General features: G+C 36.4%; 12 protein-coding genes. 7 read left to right on the forward strand and 5 right to left on the reverse strand.

Going from position 1 to position 11,288, the window contains the following annotated elements; translation table 11 throughout:
* The first annotated feature begins 140 nt into the window (after window positions 1–140).
* The 4 genes from ACORJQ_RS03865 to ACORJQ_RS03880 all read left to right on the forward strand — a co-directional run bounded on the left by ACORJQ_RS03865 (window position 141) and on the right by ACORJQ_RS03880 (window position 5,134).
* On the forward strand, window positions 141–2,015 hold the full coding sequence (locus ACORJQ_RS03865) for a sensor domain-containing diguanylate cyclase (RefSeq protein ID WP_321326838.1): 1,875 nt from the start codon (window positions 141–143) through the stop codon (window positions 2,013–2,015).
* An 84-nt stretch (window positions 2,016–2,099) separates the two neighbouring features.
* Window positions 2,100–2,486, forward strand: a complete 387-nt coding sequence (gene gcvH, locus ACORJQ_RS03870; protein WP_321326175.1) for a glycine cleavage system protein GcvH — start codon at window positions 2,100–2,102, stop codon at window positions 2,484–2,486.
* 227 nt (window positions 2,487–2,713) lie between these two features.
* Window positions 2,714–3,907 (forward strand): class I SAM-dependent rRNA methyltransferase, encoded by a 1,194-nt coding sequence (locus ACORJQ_RS03875; RefSeq protein ID WP_321326176.1) that lies wholly within the window; start codon window positions 2,714–2,716, stop codon window positions 3,905–3,907.
* A gap of 27 nt (window positions 3,908–3,934) precedes the next feature.
* Window positions 3,935–5,134, forward strand: coding sequence for a hypothetical protein (locus tag ACORJQ_RS03880; RefSeq protein WP_321326178.1), 1,200 nt, complete (start codon window positions 3,935–3,937; stop codon window positions 5,132–5,134).
* Window positions 5,135–5,420: 286 nt separating this feature from the next.
* Here ACORJQ_RS03880 and lysA read toward each other — a convergent pair whose 3' ends face one another.
* Window positions 5,421–6,674, reverse strand: coding sequence for a diaminopimelate decarboxylase (gene lysA / locus ACORJQ_RS03885; RefSeq protein ID WP_321326180.1), 1,254 nt, complete (start codon window positions 6,672–6,674; stop codon window positions 5,421–5,423).
* A gap of 56 nt (window positions 6,675–6,730) precedes the next feature.
* Window positions 6,731–6,892 carry an LPS translocon maturation chaperone LptM gene (gene lptM / locus ACORJQ_RS03890; protein ID WP_321326182.1) on the reverse strand — a complete coding sequence of 54 codons (162 nt, stop codon included), beginning with the start codon at window positions 6,890–6,892 and terminating at the stop codon, window positions 6,731–6,733.
* 238 nt (window positions 6,893–7,130) lie between these two features.
* Between lptM and ACORJQ_RS03895 the strand changes: the two genes are divergently transcribed.
* The 3 genes from ACORJQ_RS03895 (at window position 7,131) to ACORJQ_RS03905 (ending at window position 9,350) form a co-directional block, all read left to right on the forward strand.
* The gene (locus ACORJQ_RS03895) at window positions 7,131–7,820 is read left to right on the forward strand and encodes an alpha/beta hydrolase (RefSeq protein WP_321326183.1); all 690 of its coding nucleotides are present in this window, start codon (window positions 7,131–7,133) and stop codon (window positions 7,818–7,820) included.
* Window positions 7,821–7,840: 20 nt separating this feature from the next.
* A complete protein-coding gene (locus ACORJQ_RS03900) occupies window positions 7,841–8,341 on the forward strand; it encodes a HugZ family pyridoxamine 5'-phosphate oxidase (protein ID WP_321326185.1) in 501 nt (166 codons plus the stop codon).
* A gap of 88 nt (window positions 8,342–8,429) precedes the next feature.
* Complete coding sequence (locus ACORJQ_RS03905; protein ID WP_321326187.1) at window positions 8,430–9,350, forward strand: PilZ domain-containing protein; 921 nt, start codon at window positions 8,430–8,432, stop codon at window positions 9,348–9,350.
* A 105-nt stretch (window positions 9,351–9,455) separates the two neighbouring features.
* Here the strand turns inward: ACORJQ_RS03905 and ACORJQ_RS03910 are convergent, their stop codons facing one another.
* The 3 genes from ACORJQ_RS03910 to ACORJQ_RS03920 all read right to left on the reverse strand — a co-directional run bounded on the left by ACORJQ_RS03910 (window position 9,456) and on the right by ACORJQ_RS03920 (window position 11,276).
* A complete protein-coding gene (locus ACORJQ_RS03910; RefSeq protein WP_321326188.1) occupies window positions 9,456–9,884 on the reverse strand; it encodes a hypothetical protein in 429 nt (142 codons plus the stop codon).
* A 131-nt stretch (window positions 9,885–10,015) separates the two neighbouring features.
* On the reverse strand, window positions 10,016–10,963 hold the full coding sequence (locus ACORJQ_RS03915) for a PilZ domain-containing protein (protein WP_321326190.1): 948 nt from the start codon (window positions 10,961–10,963) through the stop codon (window positions 10,016–10,018).
* A gap of 37 nt (window positions 10,964–11,000) precedes the next feature.
* Window positions 11,001–11,276, reverse strand: a complete 276-nt coding sequence (locus ACORJQ_RS03920) for a FeoC-like transcriptional regulator (RefSeq protein ID WP_321326192.1) — start codon at window positions 11,274–11,276, stop codon at window positions 11,001–11,003.
* Between the last annotated feature and the right edge of the window lie 12 nt (window positions 11,277–11,288).

Consider the following 11,288-nt stretch of genomic DNA (forward strand, 5'->3'; position numbering starts at 1 on the left):
TTAAAATACCAGGCCTGGTAAATTTTGTTTGCTATTTACAGGCGTTGATATCTTTTTAAGAGGCAATAAACTCGTAAATGAGAGATATAATTTTTAATCTAAATTTAATCCCCTTTGTTTAGGAGCGTTTTTTGAGTCTTATGCAACAGCGAAAAAAAATCTCACCTATAAATATTGTTAGTGCGCTCGTTTTTATGTTAATCGCTGTTGCAGTGTATTGGTTATATAACAATGCTAAAGCTCAGCTTTTAAATGATTCATTAAACAACTATCAAAAAAAAATCTCACATGAAATAACTGGCTTAATAGACGATAGTCGTGAAGCTTCTATGGTGGTTGCGTTATCCCTTTCAGAAAGTAATCAAGTACATGACTTTTTAAAACAAGATTTCTCTTCTAGTTCCACTAAGTCCCTAAATTTTGATAAGTTACTTGAGCAAATTAGTTTGCAAACACACAACGATGATTTATGGATTCAAATTATCGATACAAAAGGCGTGAGCCGTTACCGTAGTTGGACTAAAAGAGTAGGTGATTCAATCTATGAAGCACGTTCAGATGTTAAAGAAGTCTTAAAAACACCACAAATATTAAAAAGTATTAGTGTCGGTAAATTTAATTTAACCTTTAAATCTATGGTGCCACTTTTTGATAAATCTCAAAAACTATTGGGAATAGTTGAGGTTATTTCACATGTATCTCCATTATCTCTTAAATTAAAAAAGCTACAAAACATCTCATCCATTGTTTTAGTTGATAAACATTATAAAGAACAGTTGCTTAACGCCAGAAAAAATCGCTTTCTTGACGATTATTACATCGCTAATGAAGATATAGATTGGCACCATGTGCAAACTCTAGAAGAGCTAGGTGTTAATGAATTTCCTCAACTGCCAGCTGGACAGGTGGTAAAAAATCAAATTATTACCAAGTACGAGATTCATGATGATGCTGGTTTAGTGGTGGGTTATTGGTTTACTTTTAAACCATTAGATGCATTAACGTTTACCGATGTTGAACAGTTAAATCGACAGTATTTATACGGTTCAGTTGCGTTATTGGTCCTTACATTGTTTATTATGGTTTTATATATCTTTAAGAAGTCTTCAGACAAAAGTTTACGTTATTATCAATATGTTCTAGATTCGGCTTCTGAGATTGTTTTTGTTAGTAATTACTCTCGTATTAAAGAGGCAAACCAGCAGTTTTTTGATTTTTATTCTGAATTTTCTAACGTGGATGAGTTCGTCAACAAATACGATTGCGTATGTGATACTTTTTTGAAAAAAGAGGGATTTTTACAAAAAGAACAAGATGGGGAATACTGGTTAGATTATGTATTAAAACACCCAGAAAAAAGACATAAAGTACAAATTAAAAAAGGCCCCAAAATACACTATTTTGAAATCAAAGTAGCCTTGATTACTTTATATGAAAAACCTTTATATAGCGTTATTATGCATGATATTACCAGTGAAGAAGAGTACCGACAAAAGCTCGAATATCTATCTGAAACTGATACTTTAACAGGCATTTCAAATCGTTTGGTCTTTAATAGAACCTTAGCAAATGAAGTCCATCGTGCCCATCGATATCAACTTGATTTGTCTATAATGATTTTTGATGTGGATTTCTTTAAAAAAGTTAATGATACCTATGGTCATGAAGTAGGTGACCAGGTGCTAATTACATTGGGGCAGGAGGTCTCAAAGTTACTAAGAGAAATAGATGTTCTATGCCGCATTGGTGGTGAAGAGTTTACCGTGATTATGCCAGAAACAAACCTTGAAAAAGCTGAGATTACTGCAGAGAGATTACGTAAATCAATTGAAACTCTACCTGAAGATACGTTACCCACTCATTTAACCGTGAGTTTTGGTGTTGCTTATATGACACGTTGGGATAACGACAAAACACTTTTAAAACGAGCGGATGAAGCCCTTTACAAAGCCAAAGAAAATGGTCGAAATAGAGTTGAAGTAGCCGATAACCAGCAGGTTAATGTAAATAGTTAAAAGTTTGCTTGTCTCAGTTAACTAAATCTTTTATATAACCAGTATAATAGCCACATAAATAAGCTTAATTAAAAGGAATTATGCATGAGTGTGTTACCAAGCCATTTAAAGTATGCCGAAACTCATGAGTGGGTATATATCGATGAAAATGGCATTGCAACGGTAGGTGTTACCGATTTTGCTCAAGAATCATTGGGTGAGTTAATGAGCGTTACCTTTCCGCAACTAGGTATTGATATCTCTGCAGAAGAAGAGGTTATGTCTCTAGAATCGGTTAAATCAGCTTCAGAAATATTTGCCCCTGTGAGTGGTGAAATTGTTGAAATTAACGAAGATCTTGAAGATAGCCCTGAGTTGATTAATGAAGAACCTTACGATGGCGGTTGGTTATTTAAAATTGCCGTACATGATGCCTCAGAGTTAGATGACTTGCTATCAGATGAAGAATACCAAAAGTTAATTGATGGCTAGTTGATGATTTGCTGATTATTTGCTGATAATTATTCAGACTTAGCTTTGTTAAGCTTTAGTCCTTTAATTAATGACTTAACTATTAAGAGGTTTAACCAGATAGGTTAAACCTCTTTTTGTTTCATCAACGCCATATTCATTTTGTAAAAAAATCAAGTGATAAACACCTAAACACAGTACATAGAAATACAGTACATAGAATGTACACAAGAGAAGAGACCGTAACAATGTTAGCTAGCCTACGATTAAAAAAGAATGAAGAACGCCGTATTAAACAAGGCCATGTTTGGGTGTACAGCAATGAAGTAGATACTCAAGCCACGTCTTTAAAATCGTTTGAACCTGGCCAGCAAGTGATTATTGAAGCCTCAAATGGCAAGCCATTAGGTATGGGGTATGTAAACCCAAATTCATTGATTTGTGCCCGAATTTTAAGTCGTAGTGCAAAGGTTGATTTTAATATCAAGTTTTTAAAAAAACGAATTCAAGCCGCCCAAGATTTACGTGAACTGTATTTTGATGAGCCTTTTTATCGATTAGTATTTGGTGACTCAGACGGTTTACCAGGCCTGGTAATTGACCGTTTTGGTGAAGTATTTTCAGTACAAATTACCACAGCAGGAATGGAAGCCGTTAAAGACGATATTATTCAAGTCTTAGAAAACCTCTATCATCCACAAGCCATTGTTATGAAAAATGACACCGCTAGCCGAAGCTTAGAAGGCTTACCTTTGTATGAAGAAGTGGTATTGGGAGAGCTGCCAGAATCGATTGTGATTACTGAGAATAATACCCAATTTGAAATCCCAGTAGAAGACGGCCAAAAAACTGGCTGGTTTTACGATCACCGAGAATCACGTAAACGTTTACAAAGCCTTGTTAAAGGTAAACGTGTTTTAGATGTGTTTAGTTATTTAGGTGGTTGGGGCGTTGCTGCCGCTGTTGCCGGTGCTGAAGCGGTTACCTGTGTAGATGCCTCTGAATTTGCACTGGATGGTGTTGACCACAATGCCGCTTTAAATGGCGTGGCAGAAAAAATGACCACCATTCAAGGTAATGCATTTGATGTATTAAATGCGTTAAAACAAGAAGCTGAAAAATTTGATATTGTTATCGTTGATCCCCCAGCATTTATTAAACGTAAAAAAGATTTCAAACAAGGGTTTGAGGCGTACCGTCGAATTAATGAACTCGCCATGCGAGTGTTAGAAAAAGACGGTATTTTAGTCTCTGCTTCCTGCTCGCATCACTTAACACGAGACAACTTATTGCAAGCGGTTCAGTCGGCATCTCGCCATATTGACCGTAATGTACAATTATTTGATCAAGGTCATCAAGGGCCGGATCATCCTGTGCATCCTGCAATTCCTGAAACAGAATACATCAAAACCTTATTTTTTAAGGTTTCACCAAGCTGGTAACAGTTTGAACGACTTAGCGAGAAAAAAATGAAATCGCCCGTCTTATTGACAGCAACCGATCGAATGCAACAACAGCTCGCTAAACACTGTTTTTGGGATGAATTTGAGCAAGTTTTATATATTGATGCTCGTAAACTTTTTCCTAAAGAGGGGGTGGTTACGATTTTAGGTTGGGATAACATGATGATGAATGCTCAGCCGATTCCAGAGTATCCCGATTTTTTTAAAATTATGTCGTGGCCTAAACAATCGCAATATGCCGATTGGCGAAAGCAAATTCCACAATGGGTGCAAGACAGCTGTGCGTTGTTTCCCAGTCATCAAATGACCTTACTGCATTACGCAGGTAAATACCCCCAAGTATTAGAATTGCTAGACCATGCTCCGATGTTGGCATGGCGATTAGTGACCTCAAAACTTGAAGAGCCTGAAATTGTGGCATTGCTCTCTGGTAAAAGAGCCGATATTGCAGCAACGGTTGGTTGGCCAGGCAAAGCCGAGACGGTTAAGTTTTTAACCAATTTGCGATTACGGTTAGTGAATAAAGAGATTGCCGAGCAAATTGAAACATGCCTGTTAGATGAGCAACGTTTAACGGCACTGCAAAACTTACCTCGGATTAACTCAATGGCGCTTTCTTTAGCGGCCAGATTTCCAGAATTAATTGGTTCAAAATTACATCACGCTTTAGCTAAGTTACCATGCAGGCCAATGCAGTGCCAAAGTATGATTGCCCAATTAGAAGATGCTTATCGAGTGGCAGACTATTTAGGTTTGGGTGAAGCAACGGTCGATAAAATTGGCCAATGTCGTTATTTGGTTGAAGTTGGTGAAATTTACCAGGCCTGGTTAAATGAAACGATTAATTCATTTAAACCTCAAAAAGTCTCGCTTCATCCCAGTAATAAGACACTCTTTAGCCAGCGTTTAACCACTGAACCCGTTCAGATTCATGGAATAGAGGATTGGATGGCGTTAACGCAAATTCAGCAACATGTCTGGTTAACGGATTATAAAACTCCCAATCAATTAGTTGCTTGGCAAGATGATGACGGAATTTGGGCGGCGTTAATCCATTCAGAATTACCGGCAACGCCTGAACAACTTGAACAGATAAATGAAATGCACCAGGTGATTAGAGTTCGTGGGTTAGAGAATTGTTTGGCAGGTCCAAAACAATATTCAACCTTACACTTATGGCAAGCCAAACAAATCAAAGCTACTTAAAAATTGATTTTTACCAGGCCTGGTAAACTGAATATGGTGAGTCGCAGAGATACAAATTCATTAAAAACAATATATTTGAATTCTTTAGAGTTTGGTCAAAAATAAACAGATTGTCACCCTCTGACTTGAGAGTCTTTTACGTGGTTTTAAGGCTTGTAAAATGCAATTTTGGAAGATTATCGGGCCAAGCCCGATAATGTCCAATGTTTTAAATAAAGAGTGTTATTTAATGATGTTTTGCTTTGAATGACTCGTTCTGTACAGCAGTGAGCCACTTGATTATAGATTAATCTTTAATCAATATTTCAGTACCCATTAAGTCTTCATAAGTTTCGCGTGGACGAATTAACCAGGCCTGGTTATCTTTTACCATGACCTCGGCAGCACGTGGACGAGTGTTGTAGTTTGAACTCATTGTAAAACCATAAGCTCCAGCCGATTTAACCGCTAATAAATCTCCCGCTTTTAAGTTTAAAGTACGGTCTTTACCTAAAAAGTCACCTGTTTCGCAAACTGGGCCAACTAAATCCCATTGTGCTTCTAAGCCATCGGTTCTTGGTTTAACAGGTACAATTTCTTGATAGGCCTGGTAGAGTGCAGGGCGAATCAAATCGTTCATAGCGGCATCAATAATGGCAAAGTTTTTATGCTCGGTAGGTTTTAGGTATTCAACTTCAGTAATTAAAACACCAGCATTACCCGCAATGGCACGGCCAGGTTCAATAATTACTTCAATCGTGTCATCATTGAGTTTATTGAGTAACGCTTGAATATATTCTTTGATTGGCGGAGGTGTTTCATCCGTATATTGAATCCCTAAACCTCCACCTAAATCTAGGTGATGAATATCAATGCCCATGTCAGCAAGAGTATTTTTAAGCGTTAATACACGCTCTAAAGCATCTACAAAAGGAGTTACTTCTGTAAGCTGAGAGCCAATGTGGCAATCAATCCCAATCGGGTTAATGTTTGAACAAGCACAAGCATCAGCATAAAGTTCTGGAGCGGTATTGATATCTACACCAAACTTATTGTCTTTTAATCCCGTTGAGATATAAGGATGCGTTTTAGCATCCACATCAGGATTTACACGAATTGAGATATTGGCGATTAATCCCATTGATTCTGCTACAGCTTGAATACGATCTAACTCAGCGTGAGATTCAATATTAAAACAACGAATTCCCACTTCTAAAGCACGACGAATTTCAACCGATTGTTTTGCAACACCAGAAAACACCACTTTTTTAGGGTCGCCACCCGCTTTAAGCACGCGTTCTAGCTCGCCTTGTGAAACAATATCAAACCCAGCTCCTAATTTTGCTAAAACATTTAGAACCGCAATATTTGAATTGGTTTTTACCGCATAACAAACCAAATGCGGTTGAGAGCCAAAGGCTTCATCAAACGCTAACCAACGGTTTTCAAACTCACTACGAGAGTAAATATAAAGTGGTGTACCGTATTGTTTTGCTAGAGATTCGATACTCACATTTTCGGCAAAAAGGCCTGTTTTTTGTAAGTTAAACGCTTGAGTCATGATGTTTCCTGAAAGGGGGTTAATTAAGGTTTTAGTAGAACTGTTCTCAATAGTCACTAATGACTAGGCTGTAAACGCAGTGCATCGGAACTTGCTTGCTGCACAGGTTTTTCGGCTTGATCATCGGGTAGATAAAGTGGGCCTTTTTTACCACAAGCCGTGAGTTGTGTAAGCAGTAAAAAACACGCAAGCAAGCTTATAAGGGTTGATGTTCTCATAATTGGGTTCCAATATTACATTCCGATACAACGGCATTGGTTGTTGTCGTCAAGTTTTACAATGGTGGGGTTCAATTAAGTTTCTCATTTAGAGATTGACCCTTTAAAATGAAGCTATTTTAGCAGAGCAAACAAAATATCTCACGATAGATAATTATTTAACACTGAATAAATTTAAAACTTTAGGTTTAAAGATGTTTTTACCAGGCCTGGTAAATTAAAAATAAAAGGTAGATAGATGAATAAACATTACACTTTAGCGGATTTAGACCCGAGTATCGTGGTGGAGCCGACTTCGCCAGCGACATCAGCTGTAATTTGGTTACATGGTTTAGGAGCTGATGGTCACGACTTTGAAAGTATTTTGCCGCAACTGAATCTACCAAATAATCACGGTATTCGCTTTATTTTCCCGCATGCTCCTGTTCAACCTGTTACGGTAAATGGCGGCATGGAGATGCGTTCTTGGTATGATATTTATTCTATGACTATAGCCGAAAAAGTAGACATTGAAGGGATTAACCAGTCGGCTAAGGTTGTGAATGAATTGATAGAGCAGCAAATGCTTAAAGGCATAGAGCCACATAAAATTGTGTTAGCCGGGTTTTCTCAAGGTGGGCTAGTGGTTTTACATAGTGCTCTCCACTCAAAAAAATTGCTTGCTGGTGTTTTGGCCTTATCAACTTATTACCCTTCAGTGTGTTTTAATGAGTCAGAATCAAATGTTGCAAAAAACAAAGCGATTTTTATGGCTCATGGTAGTTATGATCAAGTCATTCCTTTAAGCGTGGCTGAAAAATCTAGAGATTTTTTACAGCAAATAGGCTGTGAATTGCAGTGGCAAACTTATCCGATGGAGCACTCTATCTGTATGCCTGAGATTGATGCTATTTCTAAATGGTTAACCAAGTCTTTATTAACAGACTAAACCTAAAATGACGGTGTTTTATGACAAATAAACAACTCTGTGAAGATTTCTATGCAAATTGCCAATCTATTGTTCTGAGTACTTTAGACTCAAAAGGTGAGATTGAGAGTAGTGTTGCTCCGTTTGTTACATTGGATGGCGTACTTTTTATCTATGTGAGTGAGTTGGCTAAACACACCCAAAATTTACTTTTACTCAATAAAATCGAAGACAAAACATCAACCTTAATAAGTGGATTATTATTGGCAGATGAGTCTGCAACCGAGCAAATGTTTGCTAGAGAACGTATTACGTTACAGCTTAGTGTGACCGAAGTAGAGCGAGAGCAAACTCTTTATAATGAGGTGCTTTTAAAGTTTTCTGAGAAATTTGGTGAGATCGTTTCAATGTTGATAACATTGCCAGACTTTCATTTATTTGCATTAACACCTATAAAAGGTGGATATGTTCGAGGCTTTGGTCAAGCTTTTGCTTTTGAAAATTATCCTTGTCAAAAAATGATTCCAGTAACAAGAAATTAAATAAGACCTGTGTACTGGACAAAGATGATAAAACAATAAAATTTGTAACTGCTGTTGTAAAACACTTAATTTATAGGAATTATTTTTAATGTCTAATGCCCGACGACACTTTCGTTATGATGTGATTTTGGCTATGCACTTAGAGCCAGTGGATCGCTATGGAAAGCATTTGGGAGCTGAGCGTAGACAGTTAATCTCTTATCAAGAAGAAGAGCTGTTAAAAGAGCTTAATTCTCAACTTGATGGCTGGTTAGATAAGGTTTTTGATGCAAGTTCAAATGCGTTATATGTGTTTTATGTTTTGAATCATAGAATCAATTTTATGTGGTGGTTACTTGAAAGCTTGATGGAGTCTAATGATCCGCGTTTAGCAAATGACTATAAATTTAGAACTAAAGAAGACGCTAAGTTCTCTCCACCGACGACCAAGAAAGACTCTTCAATTGCCCCTTTAATTTTGGGTTTATACCATCATATTGACGGTTATATTGATGAGCTTCAAGAGGTGGTTAACAAGAGTATTGAAGGCAAGATATTTATTTATTCACGACCTTCCTTAGCGTTGTTTGACGATCAAGACTATGTGACCAACTTAGATAAATTAGCGGATACTGGTGTTTTACCAGCTAAGGTATTACGCTTGATGATACAAAAACTGAATCTACAAGCCACTGTGTTAGAAAGATTAAAAGAAGTATATAGACAAATTTCACGTTCTGATGAGTGGACTCAATATAGAGTGAATCTAAGTGCGGGTGGTTTTAGTTTTGAATCTGAAAAACCGTATGAAAAATTTGGCCTAATGGATATTTTTATGGATATTGATGGCGAAATATTAGTTTGTCGAGGCAAAATTATATCGCACAGAGTGTATAAAAATAGTGTTTATCCGCACCGTATTGGTGTGCAGTTTGATTTATTAACGTCTGATCAGGAGCAAAAAATTACTTTGTTTGAACAGCGTAAAGAGTTGCGTGATGCCATGCTAACCGTTGCTTTGCCGAATTAAACTTAACCAATAAAAAATACGTAGTAAAAAGTGAAGCTTAATTACTTTTGATTAGTTTAATTTAGTTTAGTGATAAGTCTTATTTTATCCGAATTTTATTATCACTTAGGCTGAAACAGGTATGTTATTTTGGAAGCGTATATTCTGCTGTTTGATTTGAATGGCTTTTTTAATCCATTCTGCAAATTGAGGGTGATCAGAAAGTACTGATTGGTATAAATTAACAGGGTCTGGATCAGCAAGGCCACGAGCAAACGCCGCGATTTCAATTAATTTATCAATATAACGAATTGGAAAGTGCAATTCGATTTCAAAATAACTCACTTTGGTTAAGATTACCGCATTTAAAACTTGGAACCATTGTTCTTCTTTTAATTTATAGCGTTCTTTTAAAAAATCATCAATGCCATTTATTCGTAGATCGAGCATCTTTTCTAAGCTATAAAAACGAATCAGCTCAAGACCTGCTTCTCTTACCGATATTGGTAAAGCATCCATGAAGCTTGCATCTAAATTATGATTACTGCCCGGCATCGGTGATTAAATCTCTATTAATATATGTTTGGTTTAAAAACAGTTTAGTAAAAAAAGTAACAGATTGTCGATTTTATTGGCGGTTATTAACTAACTAAGTAATTAAATAACTAAATAAGCACATCATCTGTTTAAGAGTATAAAGCAAATTTCATGCACTCTTTGACTTCTTGTTTTTGAATTTCTTGCTGAATGAAATTTTGATCATTACCATTAGGAAACTCAAAGTTAATTGCAACACGTTGTTTGTATTGTTGATTGTCTTCACGCAGGTCAACTACGCTACCATCAAAGTTAAGGATCTTATTGGCGTGTTCAAAATATAAATAGACATCAACACGAGTGTACATGTCAAATCGTTTAGGTAATAAAAGAGCTAATCCACTCGCACTCACGTTGGCAACTTGAGTAGGCCAGTTTTCAGGAAACTGCTTAACGTAGTTATCATCATTAATTTGACGATAAGTATCTAGATAAGCCTCTAAGAACTCTGACAAGTGTAAGATAGCTTGGATTAACGGTATCTTGGCAAATTTTTTGTTTTGAAAAACACTCATCATTTCGTCAAGTTTATAACCGATTGGTAAAAGACCCTCAACATAAAAGTGTTCTGGAGTAGATTCGTTAATACTGTTGGTTAAGCGTTGTAAATAACTTAAATATTTTTCTTCAATCATTGATAAGTATTGAAATGTCTTGGGTGAAGAGGCTTCAATTTGATGAATAGAAGAGAATCCTTTCAGTTTATCCTTCACTTTTAACCAATAACTAATGTCATTTTTAGGACTGATACCAATTGAGACATTTTTTACACATTCACCTAAAAATTCAATATCTTCAATTACATCATTAAAAATTTGAGTAACCAATACGTTTTGTTCTTTAATTTTTTCAACGGAACGAATGGTGTCATATTTTCTGGTTTCAATCATGTTTACTAGGGGTTGCGGAAAGTAATCTGCACCTGTTGCATAGATTTCTCTATCTTTTATAGGAGAGCTAGGCACAATAAAGTAACGTACAGGCATGTCGACACGGTGAAAACGACGACCATTTCCTTTTCTAAACCACTTGTTCATGCGTACTAAACCTAATAGAGATAATTAAATTTCTATTCTAAATAATTTGTACGTTAATAGATAGTGGTTTTAGGGGTTTATCTACCCATTGAAATTCTGCTCCCTTACTGACTTGATGGCAGTTGCTAGAGCAGCTTCCTGTGGAACAGCTTTGGCTGTTATTGCTAACAATTTCTTGAATATATCCTTGTTGCAATAAAGGTTCCATTAAACCAATGGCGGCTTTTTCGTCTAGATCAAAATGGTGTTGAATATCGCGAAGAGTCACCCGTTGATGCTTTTTTATATATTTTTTAATATCTAATAAAATCACAATGACTTCTCT

The organism is Thiomicrorhabdus sp. (genome assembly GCF_963662555.1).
Taxonomy (GTDB): Bacteria; Pseudomonadota; Gammaproteobacteria; order Thiomicrospirales; family Thiomicrospiraceae; genus Thiomicrorhabdus.